16 protein-coding genes and 1 tRNA gene are annotated in these 15,528 nt (G+C 35.9%); 13 read left to right on the forward strand and 4 right to left on the reverse strand.

The window, feature by feature from the left end; genetic code table 11:
* Window positions 1-30 precede the first annotated feature (30 nt).
* The 3 genes from B9N79_RS17270 (at window position 31) to B9N79_RS17280 (ending at window position 2,925) form a co-directional block, all read left to right on the forward strand.
* On the forward strand, window positions 31-1,392 hold the full coding sequence (locus B9N79_RS17270) for a phage portal protein (protein ID WP_085118740.1): 1,362 nt from the start codon (window positions 31-33) through the stop codon (window positions 1,390-1,392).
* A gap of 914 nt (window positions 1,393-2,306) precedes the next feature.
* Window positions 2,307-2,549, forward strand: coding sequence for a hypothetical protein (locus B9N79_RS17275; protein WP_085118742.1), 243 nt, complete (start codon window positions 2,307-2,309; stop codon window positions 2,547-2,549).
* 37 nt (window positions 2,550-2,586) lie between these two features.
* On the forward strand, window positions 2,587-2,925 hold the full coding sequence (locus B9N79_RS17280) for a hypothetical protein (protein WP_085118744.1): 339 nt from the start codon (window positions 2,587-2,589) through the stop codon (window positions 2,923-2,925).
* Between the two features lie 304 nt (window positions 2,926-3,229).
* Here B9N79_RS17280 and B9N79_RS26220 read toward each other — a convergent pair whose 3' ends face one another.
* Complete coding sequence (locus tag B9N79_RS26220) at window positions 3,230-3,400, reverse strand: hypothetical protein (RefSeq protein WP_167555132.1); 171 nt, start codon at window positions 3,398-3,400, stop codon at window positions 3,230-3,232.
* 172 nt (window positions 3,401-3,572) lie between these two features.
* Here B9N79_RS26220 and B9N79_RS17285 point away from each other — a divergent pair, with 172 nt between their 5' ends.
* Both B9N79_RS17285 and B9N79_RS26225 read left to right on the forward strand, forming a co-directional pair.
* A complete protein-coding gene (locus tag B9N79_RS17285) occupies window positions 3,573-4,214 on the forward strand; it encodes a hypothetical protein (protein ID WP_085118747.1) in 642 nt (213 codons plus the stop codon).
* A 152-nt stretch (window positions 4,215-4,366) separates the two neighbouring features.
* Window positions 4,367-4,441 (forward strand) — tRNA-OTHER (locus B9N79_RS26225).
* Between the two features lie 137 nt (window positions 4,442-4,578).
* On the opposite strand, the gene B9N79_RS17290 is transcribed toward B9N79_RS26225, so the two are convergent.
* The gene (locus B9N79_RS17290; protein ID WP_197064167.1) at window positions 4,579-4,917 is read right to left on the reverse strand and encodes an MTH1187 family thiamine-binding protein; all 339 of its coding nucleotides are present in this window, start codon (window positions 4,915-4,917) and stop codon (window positions 4,579-4,581) included.
* 233 nt (window positions 4,918-5,150) lie between these two features.
* On the opposite strand from B9N79_RS17290, the gene B9N79_RS17295 reads away from it, so the two are divergent.
* From B9N79_RS17295 to B9N79_RS17330, 8 genes are all read left to right on the forward strand, one after another.
* Window positions 5,151-5,810, forward strand: coding sequence for an HAD family hydrolase (locus B9N79_RS17295; RefSeq protein WP_019393780.1), 660 nt, complete (start codon window positions 5,151-5,153; stop codon window positions 5,808-5,810).
* A 513-nt stretch (window positions 5,811-6,323) separates the two neighbouring features.
* Complete coding sequence (locus B9N79_RS17300; RefSeq protein ID WP_040057130.1) at window positions 6,324-7,424, forward strand: amidohydrolase/deacetylase family metallohydrolase; 1,101 nt, start codon at window positions 6,324-6,326, stop codon at window positions 7,422-7,424.
* Window positions 7,402-8,505, forward strand: coding sequence for a DgaE family pyridoxal phosphate-dependent ammonia lyase (locus B9N79_RS17305; RefSeq protein WP_019393778.1), 1,104 nt, complete (start codon window positions 7,402-7,404; stop codon window positions 8,503-8,505). Before B9N79_RS17300 ends, B9N79_RS17305 begins: the two co-directional genes overlap by 23 nt.
* Before the next feature lies 1 nt (window position 8,506).
* Window positions 8,507-9,262, forward strand: coding sequence for a 2-dehydro-3-deoxy-phosphogluconate aldolase (gene dagF, locus B9N79_RS17310; protein ID WP_019393777.1), 756 nt, complete (start codon window positions 8,507-8,509; stop codon window positions 9,260-9,262).
* Window positions 9,255-10,271, forward strand: coding sequence for a sugar kinase (locus B9N79_RS17315; RefSeq protein WP_046216723.1), 1,017 nt, complete (start codon window positions 9,255-9,257; stop codon window positions 10,269-10,271). Before dagF ends, B9N79_RS17315 begins: the two co-directional genes overlap by 8 nt.
* Window positions 10,271-10,996, forward strand: a complete 726-nt coding sequence (locus tag B9N79_RS17320) for a GntR family transcriptional regulator (protein ID WP_026009672.1) — start codon at window positions 10,271-10,273, stop codon at window positions 10,994-10,996. The genes B9N79_RS17315 and B9N79_RS17320 overlap by 1 nt, the downstream gene beginning before the upstream one ends.
* Window positions 10,997-11,075: 79 nt before the next feature.
* Entirely contained in the window at window positions 11,076-12,401 is a 1,326-nt protein-coding gene (locus tag B9N79_RS17325) for a GntT/GntP/DsdX family permease (protein WP_040057128.1), read from the forward strand.
* Window positions 12,402-12,698: 297 nt separating this feature from the next.
* Window positions 12,699-13,556 (forward strand): dimethylarginine dimethylaminohydrolase family protein, encoded by an 858-nt coding sequence (locus tag B9N79_RS17330; protein WP_019393773.1) that lies wholly within the window; start codon window positions 12,699-12,701, stop codon window positions 13,554-13,556.
* 30 nt (window positions 13,557-13,586) lie between these two features.
* On the opposite strand, the gene B9N79_RS17335 is transcribed toward B9N79_RS17330, so the two are convergent.
* Together B9N79_RS17335 and B9N79_RS17340 are read right to left on the reverse strand one after the other, a co-directional pair.
* The gene (locus tag B9N79_RS17335) at window positions 13,587-15,083 is read right to left on the reverse strand and encodes a sodium:solute symporter family protein (protein ID WP_046216724.1); all 1,497 of its coding nucleotides are present in this window, start codon (window positions 15,081-15,083) and stop codon (window positions 13,587-13,589) included.
* On the reverse strand, window positions 15,083-15,286 hold the full coding sequence (locus tag B9N79_RS17340; RefSeq protein ID WP_040057126.1) for a DUF3311 domain-containing protein: 204 nt from the start codon (window positions 15,284-15,286) through the stop codon (window positions 15,083-15,085). The genes B9N79_RS17335 and B9N79_RS17340 overlap by 1 nt, the downstream gene beginning before the upstream one ends.
* Window positions 15,287-15,528 lie beyond the last annotated feature (242 nt).

Raw genomic sequence — 15,528 nt, forward strand, 5'->3', positions numbered from 1 at the left:
CTAGACCTTTTATTATGAGGAGGAATGTATATGGGCATTGACGAGTATGTACAATTCAAACATAACAGTAACTCAAAATGGTTTATTGAAGAGGTATCCAGTGTTAAGAATCAAGCGAGAGTACAACGTGTACTGGAACTAAAGGAGTACCTTGATGGAGAGCATGATATTTTATATTCACCTAGTTACGAATATAATGGGAAGACATTTGAACCAAGAAAGATTGTTCTTCAATATGCAAAGACTATCCTCAACTTTCAGACCAGCTTCCTTATGGGGAATCCTATAACACTAACAGGTAAAGAGAATGTACAGAAGGAATATCAAAAGGTTTATAAGCGTGGCAACTTCCATACAGTTAATCGCAAGATCACAGATAAGTTGAATAAGTATGGAAGTTGCGCAGAGTATGTATACTTGGATAGTGATAAGAAGATTAAGAGTAAGGTAATTGATCCTTCCGAATTGTATCCAGTGTATGACCATGAGAATATGTTAGTAGCAGTTATACAGGCTAATATGGTTGATAACATTCAATACTATACTGTATTCAAGCATGATACTGTTGAGCGTTATGGTATGAAGGGAGATAAGTTACAACTTATTAGTGTTAACCCTTCTTTAACAGGACTACCTATCATCTATCACACTAATGATAATGAGCAGAATGAGAAGGAAGGTAGAAGTTCATTAGAGGATTATAAGCGTATCCTTGATACGTTAGAGCAATTGATTAGTAAGTTTGTTGATTCTTTTTACAAGACACATTCCCCAGTACTCGTTACAGTTGGCCAAGGTATTGCAAAGGACAGTAATATACCATCTAATATAGCAGGTGTAGGATTAAGACTTGATGACGCAGGTGACGCTAAGTTTCTTGTTCCAACTTTAGATAGTAAGTCATTCAGAGAATCATATGATACGTTATTACAATCTCTGTTAGATGTGTCGCAAACTCCTGCCGTTAGTATGAATAAGACAGATATAAGTAACCTATCAGAGACAAGTATTAAGATGTTATTTCAATTGGCCATTATTCGAGCAGGGATATATGAGGACATTTTAAGAGAAGGTATTGAGCAGCGACATGAAAAGATTAAAGTATTATTAGCCCTAAATGGTGTAAAAGTAAATGAAGATGATTATGACACATTGGATATGGTATTCAATTTAGCTATGCCAAGTAACGATCAAGAGACTATTGAGAAGTTAAGTAAACAATTTAATGATGGGGCATTAAGTGTTGAAAGTTACCTTGAACAATCTCCTTTTGTAAATAATCCTAAGTTAGAGATGAAACGGTTAGGTGAAGAGAAGGACAAGGTTGTCCAAAAGGTTGAAGACAATAAAGATAAGGATATAGATAACGATAAAGTTAAAGAAGAATTGTAAGTTTCAAGATGAAATTGCCTTTCTAAAGGGGTGTCACAAATACGATCCTCCTAAGTTTAAGGCGATAATAGCGCACTCAGGTCATTACTAAGTCTAAGGTGAACTAATGGTACATTCAGGTCAGAATCTATATAGTAGCAACTGGATACAAATGATACATAAGAGTATGAATGAGGATAAGAAACTATTGTAGGTGGGGTAGTAATTGGGAATATGTATGACAAATTAGACGTATAAAGGATTAGGATAATATAGAGTGGTGTAGTTAAAAGAAAACGTTGATATATAGGGGATTATGGTTAAAGATGATATAGCGACTCACACGCACATATTATTGTCATTTATAAAGTTTAAATACTTGACCATTTTCCTCTCCATTTTATTCATTTTTAAAAATTTTTCAGATGGATAATCAACTATTAAACTACTGTTATAAATAAGAACGAATGTTTGTATTTTATCGATTGTCCGTATAATTTAATTTATACGACAGTTAAACACCTTAAAAATATGCAATATTCTTAGTTAGGATGGGGAGAGGGATGACTTAAAAACGTTGGTATATCAACAATGTATAAAATCCTGTATATTCTATAAAATGGGTAGTTGTAGAAACGTTGATATATCAATACTTCACAAACTATCTAACTTCCTAGAACAAGTATTATGTAAACTAAAATTGAATGTGATATACGTTAATATGTATAGAATATGGCTCTATAAGGCTTATATTGAGCAGTATTTAAGGATATATAGCGTTACCCCTAGTTGCCTAAATAAGTCCTTAGCATACCTATTTACACACCCACAAAAAAATAGAAAAATATTAAAGTTTCTTACAGTGCTTCCATCAATCATCTCTTTATGTTACTAGTTTGCTTAGTATAAGGTAATAAATGAGGTGATAATACAACATGACTAAACGTACTGCTTCAGGACTTGAATATGAAATAATTGGTGAGGATAAGACAATCGAATACATAGATGATGAAGGACGACTAGTACAAGAACATCCTAGGAGAAAGTATAAAGGAAGAGGAAAAACAGAATTACAGGCTAGATTTATCTTCCCAAAAATTGAAGGAAAGAGTCCTCAGGAATCAAAGGAGTTAACGATAAAGAAGATAAATGATGTATTCCATGAGATTGGTATTTGAGCCAGTCTCTTTTTTATTGTCTAAAGGAGGAATAAGAATGAATAACATTGATCGTTTAAAAATGGAAATTGAAGGATTTGAATTACCTGATGAGAGGTTAACTGTTCATCTTGAAGAAAATGAATTAATGGCTACAGGAGAATATAATGCTCAATCTAAAACAAATAAACGTAACATTTACAAGGCTGCGCTTTCTGTATTAGAGAGTATGGCCAATAATCCTAACTATATGAAGAACTACAAAGTTGAAGATACGTCTGTTTCGTATTTACATAACAATTTAATGAAGCGTATTGATGACTTGCAACGTAAAATTCGTGTTATGGCTACAGATGAAGATGATAATGAAAATGGCTTTTTTATGTTGTTTTCATAAGTAGAGGAGAAATTATCATAATACCAATCACGAACATCTGTAAGTGGCTTCATGTCCAAAATTCGTCAGCCTAAAAAGAAGGCGAACTCCATTTCAGACGTATTGAGTAAGTATAAAAGGTAACTCGATCTTCTATTTTGATCTTCAATTTTCATTACCCACTTCGTTACCGAACATAAAAAATAACGTTACCCATATCGTTACCGCCTACGTGGGTAATTACCTGAGCGTTGGGTAACGTGAAAATGATGAGTCTCATTTTCGGGTAACGTTATCTCTCTTGTGGAGGAGCTAATTGAATTACTTATATATTGAATCGAACAATGTCTTGTTGGATTAGAGTTTGAATAAGTTGTTTACATTGTTCGGAATCCAATCCAATTTCATCAAAAATATTTTCGTCAATTTGAGCTAATTTGTAGTCGATTTCTCGATCATCTAAATCAGATAAAAATGAAAATAACATCAGCGTCACTTTCCTTTAGGCTTAATTTTTTGACCATCTTTAATTGTTTGATCGATGAATTGATCTAAGTTGCTTTGCATTCAAACACCAACTTCTACATCTATTGTGATAGTTAGCCTGTCCATAACAAAGAGAACTATTCATTTTCTGTAAATATAAATAAAATTTAGGAGGGGATAGGATGTTTAATTATTTTAGTGTTCCTATAAATGAATTTCAATTTATTCTAGAGCAAATGGGAAAAGAAATTTTGATTAATGATGAGACTAGAAAAGTATTGCTAACCAATAAGACATTTAGAAATGAATTTGAACAATACACTCTACATTCTGCTATTCCATTTAAACGTGGAGATCATATTCAATACGCAGATAATCATTACTTAGTTGTAAGTGATACACCTACTCAATGTAACAATAAATATAAAGGCCTTATACAACATTGTAATTATCAATTTGAAATTGAATATCAAGAAGAAGGAACACAAGTATGTGAACGGGTTCAAACAGGTACAAAATGGAATGGAGAACCTATTTATGAAACTGTATGTACAGGGGAGCCTGGTCAAACTGTTTATAGATATATTCCAATGATTATTGAAAACAGAAGTTATACAGTTAATGATGGAGCGATTACTACATTAGATAAGCAGATGACAATGACAGTCCAAGATAATGAAGAGAATAGAACTAAATGGGGAGCAGTAGAGAGTGAATTGATGCTACATGAAGAAACATATCGAGTCATTAATATCGATAAAACTCAAACAGGGTTATTAATCTTAGGATTAGAGAAAACAGTTACCGCAACGACTACTGCATAGAGGAAGGTATAATATATTCTAATTAATATATGTTCCAAATGATAAATATGATTAATATAAGATAACTCTTTACAAGTTTTAACAACCACCTTATAATGAAAATAATAAATAACTACTGTAAAGTGTCTTTCAGTTTAAAATTCAAATATAACACTTGATTGTTACATATATAGGCTTGGACTACCTTGACAGGGTAGGGGTCGGGGGTTCGAATCCCTCTCAGGTCATTACCAAAAGCGTATTCTCAAATTGAGAATACGCTTTTTTATTATGAGAAAGAAAGCCTAGAATAGACTCAAAGTTCCAAAAAGCCTTTAGGCTATGAATATTTTTCTTCTATACCATTCAATTGAAAAAGAAAAATCTATTGAGAAGCTTCTTTCACTGCCCTCATCTGATGACTAATACTCATGTCTTTGTCGGAACGTTCTTCGATTCGCAGGTTCGTTACGACACGGTTAGCATTCCGCTTTAGTGAATGTTTATGAATAGCCTTAGCTACTTCCATTACCTGATCGATCTCACCTTCAATTACCGTAGATGATGGGCCAATGTGATAGTTTAAGCCCTTGTCTTTAATTAACTTAATTGCATCTGTGACATACTCCTTATAACTTGTGCTTTCCGTTCCAACAGGGGTGACACTTATTTCAAGTAATGTTGTCATTTCTTGTTCCTCCTTTTCTTTTCGCCTGTTATTCATTCTTTTACCGATTTTGGACTAAATGAAACGTGTTAAAAGAACAGGAGAATATAGGGAATTTATTATTTTTTTAAAAGCAGTCTATTTTGTTTGCTATCATCAATAAGGGTTTTACTCAATCATCTTTTTAACGTCACATGAGCATACCTTTTAGAGTATTTACGACTATGGTATGGTTAAAGGAGGTCGTCTAGGCAAATTATGATGAATAGGTCAGCAAGGGGGAATAGAAAATGGAGAAATTAGCTGTCATCTTTGATATGGATGGTGTCATTATTGATAGTGAACCAATTTATCGGAGTTGGAACAAGGATGTATTTAAGAAGCTAAAGATTCAGGTGGACGAAGAGACCCAACTTAGTTTTGTGGGAGGAACAGCTAAAAGAAAATGGACAATATTAAAAGACAAATTTTCATTATCACCGAGTGTAGAAGAGCTGATTTGTTTACAAAATGAGATATTCTCACAGAAAGAATGGGCTTTTAAATCATTGTTATTTCCTGCAGTTTTGCCACTTTTACAGGAGTTAAAAGAACACAGTATTCCTACTGCATTAGCCTCTTCCTCTAATAAGAAAAAAATATCAGATGTATTAGACCAATGTGAATTAAGAGCCTATTTTGATGAGGTGATAAGTGGAGAAGACTTCGAAAGAGGAAAGCCAGATCCAGATATCTTTCTCCATGCTGCCGAAAAACTTGAAGTTCCAACCTCAAATTGTGTAGTTATAGAGGATTCATACAATGGCTTAACAGCTGCTAAAAGAGCTGGTATGCATTGCGTTGGCGTTAGGCATAAAGAGATCCATATGAATTTATCACAGGCAGATAGGACTGTGGCTTCCTTAGGTGAGATACATATAGAAGAGTTAAAAGAGCTTTCTAAAAGGTGAGAGTTCAAAATAACATTCACTATTAAAAAAGCGTAAGGTGCCGATACGACAAAGATAAGCTGCTAAAAGGTTGTTCTGTAGCCTTATGAAGGGATGGTCTAAAGCTGAGAGCCCTTGGCGTCTAAATGTAAACACAAAACGAAGCTCAAAAACTTATAGTTCTTATATTTTGAAAAAGGGCGGTGATTTTTTAAAATCACTGCCCTTTTCGTGTATTCCTTTATGAAAGGAGAGCGGAGTTAACATCGGTATGAAATTTCCGCTCTAAGGAAAGCTATTATAAGGGGCCTTCGTGCCTTCTTGATAAGGAGGTTTGAGTATATTGTCCTATTGGTGAAATTAATCAAACTTAATAAAATGTACTCCTTCGCGGAATAAAATGGTATAACAAACATTATAACGTTATATTTACTTTGTTGATTTTCTATGCTAATCTAAATGTGTGAAAAAGAAATAGGAATGTAACTCATTCTGAAAACGTATTCAAATAGATTTGAAGAAAAGGTGAAATGAATGGAAAAGCGATTCGTATTACGTAACGTGAAACGTGTGAGTGGAGAGGCAATCGATATCGTTATCAAAGACGGTAAAATTGCTGAAGTGACAAAGGCTGGGAATGGACAGGGACAGCTAGTATTTGACTACTCAGGTGTGTACGTATCAAGTGGTTGGATTGATTTACATGTCCACGCATTTCCTGAGTTTGATCCATATGGTGATGAAATTGATGAAATAGGTGTGAAACAAGGTGTAACAACAATTGTTGATGCTGGAAGCTGTGGGGCAGACCGAATTGCTGATTTGGTTGCGAGCAGAGAACAAGCCAAAACAAACTTGTTTGCTTTTCTGAATATCTCTCGAATTGGCTTAAAACGTGTTGATGAGTTATCAAATATGGAATGGATAGATGAAGAGAAGGTCATACAGGCTGCTAAAAAGTATCAAGATGTCATTGTTGGACTAAAGGCGCGTATTAGCAGCAGTGTTGTCCGTGATAGTGGGATTGAACCATTGCGTGTTGCAAGAACAATTTCTCACAAAACATCTTTACCATTAATGGTTCATATCGGTTCTGCACCGCCACGTATTGAAGAGGTTATCCCACTCTTAGAAAGAAATGATGTTATTACTCATTATCTTAATGGGAAAGAAAATAACCTTTTCAGTGATAAAGGAGAGCCACTTCAAGTGTTAATTGATGCAATTGAACGTGGTGTGCATTTGGATGTGGGGCATGGGACAGCAAGCTTTTCGTTTAAGGTTGCTGAAGCTGCAAAACAACATCATATCGGTTTGAATACAATTAGCACAGACATCTACCGTGGAAATCGTTTAAATGGTCCTGTATATAGTATGGCAAATGTTCTCTCGAAATTTCTTTACCTCGGATACTCACTTGAAGAGGTGATTGCATCGGTTACTACCCATGCGGCAAACTGGCTTAAAAAACCAGAACTTGGGCGAATTAAAGTAGGAGATATTGCAAACTTAACGCTATTTACAGTTCAAAATAATCCGATTACACTGATTGATTCTGAAGAAGACAAGCGTGTAGCAGAAAGAACAATAGAAACAAAAGGAGTGGTTGCAAATGGTGAACTCATTGAATGCTAAATATGGACTTAAACGTGTAATTAATGCAAGTGGACGAATGAGTATCCTTGGCGTGTCGGCTCCAACAGATACAGTCATGGATGCAATGAAACAAGGCGGACAAAATTATGTAGAGATTGCTGATTTAGTTGATAAAGCAGGGGATCATATCGCAAGAATTCTCGATTCAGAGGCAGCTGTTGTTGTTAATTCAGCATCAAGTGGAATTGCTCTTTCAGTTGCAGCACTTGTGACTCAAGGAAACCGCCGCAAAAGTGAACGTCTGCACCAAGAAGAGATTTCTAAAAATGAAATCATCATGCTGAAAGGACATAATGTCCAATACGGAGCCCCTGTTGAAACCATGATTTATTTGGGTGGTGGAGAGTTAATTGAAGTGGGCTATGCTAATGAAGGTAAAGCAGAACATATTGAAGATGCTATTTCTGAAAACACAGCAGCCATTCTTTATGTGAAATCTCACCATGCTGTTCAAAAAAATATGATTTCAGTTGAAGAGGCATGGGAAGTTGCCAAGCGTAATGGTGTTCCACTTATTGTGGATGCAGCAGCAGAAGAAGATATTCAAAAATATGTAAAATACTCGGATCTTGCCATTTATAGTGGTTCAAAAGCTATTGAAGGACCAACTTCAGGGATTGTTGGTGGTAAGCGGAAATATATTGAATGGTTAAAAGTACAATTACATTGTATTGGAAGAAGTATGAAAGTTGGTAAAGAAACCACCTTTGGTTTACTTCAAGCCCTCGATGAATACGGTGTTAAAGAAGACAAAAGTGAACAAGAAAAAGAGATGTTACAAACGTTGATGTCATTAAAAGAAATTGAAGGTGTCCAAGTTACGATTGTTCAGGATGAAGCAGGTCGAGCTATATTCCGTGCTCGTATTCAAATTAATTCAGAACAAACAAACACAACAGCAAAAGAAGTTGTGCAAGGGTTGCGTGAAGGAGACATTGCCATTTACACACGTGATTATGGTGTAAGACAAGGTTACTTCGATATCGATCCACGTCCACTTCAAGGTGATGATATCGACGTGATTGAATCTCAAATACGTAAATTATTAGGAGGAAAATAATATGTCAACAATTACAGAACGTTTTTATAAGGAACGTGTTGCTTTAAATGTATTAGCAAATAGTGTAGAGAATGCCAAAGAAGTATTTGAAGCAGCCGAAGGACATGTCTTAGTTGGTGTTCTTTCGAAAGATTATCCAACGGTAGAAGAAGCAGTAGCAGCAATGAAGAAATATGGAGAAGAGATTGAAGAAGCGGTATCAATTGGGTTAGGGGCTGGCGACAATCGTCAAGCTGCTGTCGTAGCAGAGATTGCAAAACACTATCCTGGAAGTCATATAAACCAAGTATTTCCTGCTGTTGGTGCAACACGTGCTAATCTTGGTGAAAAGGATAGCTGGATTAATAGTCTAGTTTCCCCAACAGGACGTGTTGGTTATGTAAATATTTCAACAGGACCTGTAAGCGCTGCACAGGAAGAACAGGCAATTGTACCTATTAAAACAGCAATTGCTCTTGTTCGCGATATGGGCGGGAATGCATTAAAATACTTCCCAATGAAAGGATTAACTCGTGAGGACGAATTCCGTGCGGTTGCAGTAGCATGCGGTGAAGAAGGATTTGCGTTAGAGCCAACAGGTGGAATCGACAAAGAGAACTTCGAAGCCATTTTACGCATTGCCTTAGAAGCTAATGTGCCACAAATCATTCCTCATGTGTATTCATCAATTATTGATAACGAAACAGGCAAAACAAACGTCAAGGATGTCCGTGAATTACTTGGAACAGTAAAGAAATTGGTGGATAACCATGGCTAAGAGAGTTGCTTCTTTTGGAGAAGTTATGATGCGCTTGCAAGTGCCAGGATATGAATTCCTGTCACAAGCAAGCACATTAAATTATTCTTTCTCTGGTACAGGAGTAAATGTAACCTCAGCTCTAGCGCGTTTTGGCCATACAGGGTATCTTGTGTCTACATTACCAGATAACGCAGTTGGTGATGCGGCCGCATCCTATCTTCAGAAATTAGGAATTAACCAATCGTTCATCCACCGAAGCGGGGATTATGTTGGAATGTACTTTTTAGAAAATGGATTTGGGGCGCGCCCTAGTCGTGTTACCTATTCCAATCGATTAGAAAGCAGTTTCAATACAGCTTCGGAAGGAACGTATAATTTTGAAGAAATTGCACGTAAAATCGATATTGTGCATTTTTGTGGAATTACACTTGCGATGAATGATTCTATTCGCCAACATATGAAAACATTCGCGAAAGCGGTGAAAGAGAATGGTGGCACAGTTGTTTTTGATTGTAACTATCGCCCGTCCCTCTGGGGTGAGGACGGATATAAAAAGTCAAAAAGATATTATGAGGAAATGCTAGATTTAGCTGATATCGTCATGATGAACGAAAAAGACGCAATGTTTGTTCTTGGTATGAAAACAGAGAAAGAAGAACGTACAGAACAACTTGTGGACCTTATTCCAGCCGTTGCAAAAAAGTACAAAATCTCTGTTATAGCGGGGACACATCGTTCAATTAACGGTGACAATACCCATTCATTACGTGGTTTTATATTTAAGAATCAAACATTCACATTTTCTAAGACCGTCACGTTTTCTGTCTATGATAGAATAGGAGCAGGAGATGCTTATGCGAGTGGTATCATACATGGTGAGATGGAAGACTTTTCACCGGAAAAAACAGTCGCATTTGCCGCAGCGGCGGGAATGCTTGCGCATACGGTTGTAGGGGATACCCCTATATCATCGGAAGCAGATATATTCCGAGCGATGACAGAATCAGTGGGCGATGTAGAAAGGTAGTGAATGTAACAGTGAACGTATCTCGAAAAAAAGGACCATTATATTTACAAATTAAGAATATCTTAAAAGATCGGATTTTACACGGTGTATATCCTATTAAAACGAATATACCTTCTGAACCGCAACTGGAGAATGAATTTAATGTCAGTAAAATTACCATCCGAAATGCAATTAAAGAACTTGTTCAAGAGGGATATCTCGAAAAGAAGAGTGGTAAAGGGACAAAAGTCATTCGCAATACTTCCGCTTCAAAACTTTCTAAAGGGAAACGTTTTACAGAAGTTTTAGTAGAAGAAGGTCATAAAATTCAAAGGCAGTTGTTGCAGGCAGAAGTTGTATGCAATGAAGAGGGAACAGAACCGTACCGATTATTTGGAGAGCATTGTCTTCGTGTTGAGCGACTTTATCATCTTGATGATGTACCGTATATCCATTATACACATTATGTAACGACACAAATTGAAGGCACTGAACGCTCAGACTTAAATACTCAATCCTTGTACGAAGTGATTGAAGAACAAGATATTTCTTTAGAAAAGTTTCGAGATCAGTTTGCTGTTGCTATTGCCCCTTCTTATGTAGAAGATAGATTACATGTAAAAAGGAAGACACCTTTACTAAAAAGATTACGCTATTCTTATGATGAAATGGGTAATTTGATTGAATATAGTGAAGGGTACTACAATACGGAAATGCAACATTATGTTGTAAATTATGATGTATAAAGGCAGCGAGAAAATGTAGCACTCTTTTCTCGCCGCTCCTATGAAAGCGTTTACTGCGCGGGGGAGAGAGGGATTCAATATGGATATATATGTATTAACTATTACTTTATTATCTATTGTAATTGTTATTTTAGGAGTATCATGGTGGAAATGGCATGCCTTTATTAGTTTAACTGTTGCAAGCTTATTTTTAGCCATTATGTCGGGATTATCAATGGATAAAATTGTTGGTGCTTATGAAACTGGGGTTGGAAGTGTTTTAGGGCATTTGGTTGGAATTTTAGCATTAGGGACAATTTTAGGGAAAATTATGTCAGATTCAGGTGCTGGAATGCAAGTAGCCGATTTCTTTGTTCGATTGTTTGGAGTGAAGAAATTACCGTGGGCAATGTTATTTTCAGGTTTTATCATTGGAATCCCTGTCTTCTTTGAAGTAGGAATTGTCATCTTATTACCTCTTGTTATTTCTATTCGTAAAACAACAAAACAAAATATTTTGCTAATTGCAATACCGGTTATTGCGGGGCTATCTATTGTACATGGTCTTGTACCCCCACATCCAGGAGCTATGACTGCAATCGGTATTTATAATGCTGATCTTGGAAGAGTCCTTCTTTACTCACTCATTATTGCCCTACCTACAGCTATCATCGCAGGTCCATTGTTTTCAAAATGGGTGCATAAACGAGTGATTCCTGAAGGAGAGCCAGAGTTAGTTCGTGTGAATACAAGTCTACAAAAATTACCAAGTGTAGGAGTTTCATTTTTCGTTATTCTATTACCTGTTCTATTGATGATCTTGTCTGTTGTCGCACCATATATCACAATGCCTAATGCATTGATGAATTTCTTTGTATTTATTGGTAGTCCTGTCATTGCGCTTCTCATCTCTTGTTTCGCAGCCTTCTACCTACTTGGAATGCGTCAGGGGATGGATAAAAACTTCATTAAAAAATTAACAGATGAAAGCTTATTACCAGTTGGCTCAATTATTTTGATTATTGGTGCTGGTGGTGGTTTCAAACAAATTCTTATTGATAGTGGCGTAGGAACAACGATTGCGAATATGTCTGAAAGTTTATCTCTATCCCCCATTGTTTTAGCATTTATGGTAGCCGGATTAATTCGAATTGCAACAGGTTCAGCAACAGTTGCTTTAACAACAGCAGCCGGAATTGTTTCCCCTATTATTGCAAATATGTCAGGCGTGAACTTGGAATTACTTGTTATAGCAACGGGAGCAGGATCACTCATGCTCTCACATGTAAACGATGCTGGTTTCTGGCTAGTAAAAGAATACCTAGGATTAACAGTAAAAGAAACCTTTAAGACATGGACAGTAATGGAGACATTGCTTTCATTTATCGCTTTCGGAGCTGTGTTACTGTTCGATATGTTCATTTAAAGACAAACTCCTTCTACAGATCTGTAGAAGGAGTTTGTCTTTATTTTTATAAGGAAAAAGTACTTTGATGAACACGTAAATTTGAAGTACAGATATGGGAGCGGGAAACTTTGGTGAAACGGATATACTAGGGATATAGTCGGAAGGAAGAAACAAGAAAATAATAGAAGACTATATACATAACTAAATTCAATTTGATATAGTCACAGTACACCTAGGCCATCGAAATTTCTATATGTTATATCTTCATGAAAAACGGGAACAATAAACATAACGTATATAGAGGAGGAAAAAAACTTGCTACCAGAACAATCATTTCAACCACTTGTTCCAAGATGTAACACTGAATATGAACCATTACGTGATGTGTTTTTATGTGAACCAAAGCATATGACAATTGTCGATGTGATTAACGAAACACAGAAGCATTTTAAAGATGAAAATATTAACGTCGAAAAAGCCATGGCACAGCATAAACAGTTTGTAGATACGTTAAGAAAGTATAATGTAAATGTTCATCTTTTAACTCCTGGTGAAGATCGTCCAGAGCAAGTTTTTGCAAGAGACATCGGCTTTACGATTGGAGATAAAGTGTTTATTGCTGGTATGAGCAATGATATTCGTTTTGATGAGCAGAAAGTGTTAAAGCAGGAGTTAAAAAACTTAGGAATCGATTACATAGATTTACAAGGGACGAACATTGAAGGCGGAGATGTTGTTGTTGATGGAGATCATGTTTTTGTTGGAATTAGTGACCGTACAACAGAAGAAGCAGTAGACGTATTGAGAGGGCACCTGGAAGGTTACGAAGTTGTTCCTATTCCATTTCATCCTAAATATCTCCATTTAGACTGTGTATTTAATATTTTATCTCCAAAGGAAGCTCTTGTATTTAGAGGAGCAATGGAAGAGAAATATGAAACTGTATTAGCGAAACATTATGATTTAATTCATGTTGAAGAAGATGAACAGTTTACGTTGGGAGTGAACGTGCTTTCAATTGGAAACAAAAAGGTCATCAGCTTGCCAATTAACAAGAATACAAATAAAGAATTGAAAAAACGCGGCTATGAAATCATTGAAGTGGATATTACAGAAATTATTAAATCAGGCGGTTCCTTCCGCTGTTGTTCAATGCCTATTGTAAGAAAATAAAAGAGCGGCTTTTAAAGCCGCTCTTTTATTTTATGCACTTTTAGAATTACCTTCTTCTTTATTCGTACTATAGAATAGTGTGTTTACAACATCATTTCTAGAACGCTGTGCTTTTTTTACAAAGAAAGGGTTTATAATGGCCATTGTTACAACGTTTGCGCTAAGGCCCCAGAAACCTTCATAGATACCAAAGGATGAACCTGTTGAATAAACCGTAAAAGTTACAATAAGTCCAACTAAGAGTCCAAAGGCAGTTGCTTCTTTTGTTTGATTACGCCAAAATAAGCTGATGACAATTGCCGGGAAAATCTGAACCATTCCAGATACTCCTAAGAGTTGTAAAGAAACAAGAGCTTGTGGGAAAAGGAGCCCAAATAAAAGAGCAAGGCCAATAACAACAAATACCATTGAACGAGTTACAAGTGTTAATGTTTTAGGATTTACATCTGGCTTAATCAAATCGCGATAAATGTTATTCGCAAATAGATTTGATGCTCCGATTGCCATGATTGAACAAGGAATTAAAGAAGCAAGAGCAATTGTTGAGTAAGCAAGTCCTTGTCCAACTCCACCATATGAAATTTGAATGAGATTTAATAGAGCGAACTTTGGATTTGTATCTTCAGGAAGAACCAGAGCAGCGACAAATCCAAGGAAAATAACGAGAATAAGCACAATATTATATAAAGGCAAGAAGATAGCATTTTTGCGAAGTGAATCTGCACTTTTTGCTGTAAATACACCTGTTGCTGCATGAGCCCACATAAAGAGAGCAAGTGCTGATACAAGGGAAGCGGTAATGAACCATGGAATCCCTTTTGGACCTTCCGTTGGGAGTGTAAGCATTTCAGGTGCTTCTTGTGAAATCTTATTAATCATTGTTCCCCAGTCCCCAAAATGAATAATAGGAAGAGACACAACCATGAAAAGCATAATAACCCACACTAGAATATCTTTAATAATAGCTGTATACGTAGGACCTTTAATTCCGCTAAAAAATGTATAAAGACCAACAAGAAGAAAGGAGATAATAACAACTACCTTTACATTGATATAACCTGTACCTGCAGCAGTAAGAGTATCTTGAATCCCGCTAAGCTGTAAGCAAATGTAAGGTATAAGCATTAGTACACCAACAATAGCGATTAAAGAAGAGAGAAACTTACTGCTAAACCGTTCACGAGCATAATCGGCAAGTGTTGTTAAACGATGTTTGTTTGCGACACTCCACAGTCTTGGTAAGAAAAAGTAAGAGATGAAAAAAGCAATAACGGAATACGGAATCGCAAAGAAAGCAGTGCTTCCTCCTTGGTAAGCAGTACTTGTTAAACCGAGGAACGTATATGCTGTATAAAGATCTGCCCCAACTAATAGCCAAACAAGAATACTACCAAAACGTCTTCCTCCAACAGACCATTCTTCAACAGAGCTTCGCGATGATTTGTCCCGCCCTGCTAGAAAACCAATAAAGACAACAGCTAAAATGATACAACATGTGATTAACAGTGCTGTTAAATTTCCTTGCATTACTCAACATCTCCTTCTGTTTTTTGTACACGATAAATAATAAATGTAATAATAGGCGTTAAAATAATCCAAAGAAAGAGCCAAAAATGAAGTAGTGGTAATCCGAAAATAATAGGATGAATGCGGTTTACAAGAGGTAAAAAAGCAAACTGACCTAAAAATGGAATTAATGATAATAAGAATATTGTGAATTTTTTGTTCAATTTAAATCCTCCTATACTTATGTATGTCCAACTAGGTTGTGATAATGTTCACTATGATAGCAATTCTGACATGATTAAGCAAGAGAATATTGTTAAAATAGTTTGATAAAATAGAAATTTTAGAGAATAGCGCTTTCATCTTAAGTTATTTATTTTTAATATTGTTTTTCAATTTACATAAAGAAAAAAGAAAATGTTTATAAAAAATAGGCTACGGACATCTTCCTGACACATTCAATTGT

It is taken from the genome of Priestia filamentosa (assembly GCF_900177535.1).
Lineage (GTDB): Bacteria > Bacillota > Bacilli > Bacillales > Bacillaceae_H > Bacillus_I > Bacillus_I filamentosa.

Excerpts from the sequence above, each read along its gene's own strand:
- B9N79_RS17325 (WP_040057128.1), top strand. The coding sequence starts at position 11,076 with ATGGATATATATGTATTAACTATTACTTTATTATCTATTGTAATTGTT.
- dagF (WP_019393777.1), top strand. The coding sequence starts at position 8,507 with ATGTCAACAATTACAGAACGTTTTTATAAGGAACGTGTTGCTTTAAAT.
- B9N79_RS17335 (WP_046216724.1), bottom strand. The coding sequence starts at position 15,083 with ATGCAAGGAAATTTAACAGCACTGTTAATCACATGTTGTATCATTTTA.
- B9N79_RS17275 (WP_085118742.1), top strand. The coding sequence starts at position 2,307 with ATGACTAAACGTACTGCTTCAGGACTTGAATATGAAATAATTGGTGAG.
- B9N79_RS17270 (WP_085118740.1), top strand. The coding sequence starts at position 31 with ATGGGCATTGACGAGTATGTACAATTCAAACATAACAGTAACTCAAAA.
- B9N79_RS17315 (WP_046216723.1), top strand. The coding sequence starts at position 9,255 with ATGGCTAAGAGAGTTGCTTCTTTTGGAGAAGTTATGATGCGCTTGCAA.
- B9N79_RS17300 (WP_040057130.1), top strand. The coding sequence starts at position 6,324 with ATGGAAAAGCGATTCGTATTACGTAACGTGAAACGTGTGAGTGGAGAG.
- B9N79_RS17280 (WP_085118744.1), top strand. The coding sequence starts at position 2,587 with ATGAATAACATTGATCGTTTAAAAATGGAAATTGAAGGATTTGAATTA.
- B9N79_RS17305 (WP_019393778.1), top strand. The coding sequence starts at position 7,402 with ATGGTGAACTCATTGAATGCTAAATATGGACTTAAACGTGTAATTAAT.
- B9N79_RS17295 (WP_019393780.1), top strand. The coding sequence starts at position 5,151 with ATGGAGAAATTAGCTGTCATCTTTGATATGGATGGTGTCATTATTGAT.
- B9N79_RS17285 (WP_085118747.1), top strand. The coding sequence starts at position 3,573 with ATGTTTAATTATTTTAGTGTTCCTATAAATGAATTTCAATTTATTCTA.
- B9N79_RS17290 (WP_197064167.1), bottom strand. The coding sequence starts at position 4,917 with ATGAATAACAGGCGAAAAGAAAAGGAGGAACAAGAAATGACAACATTA.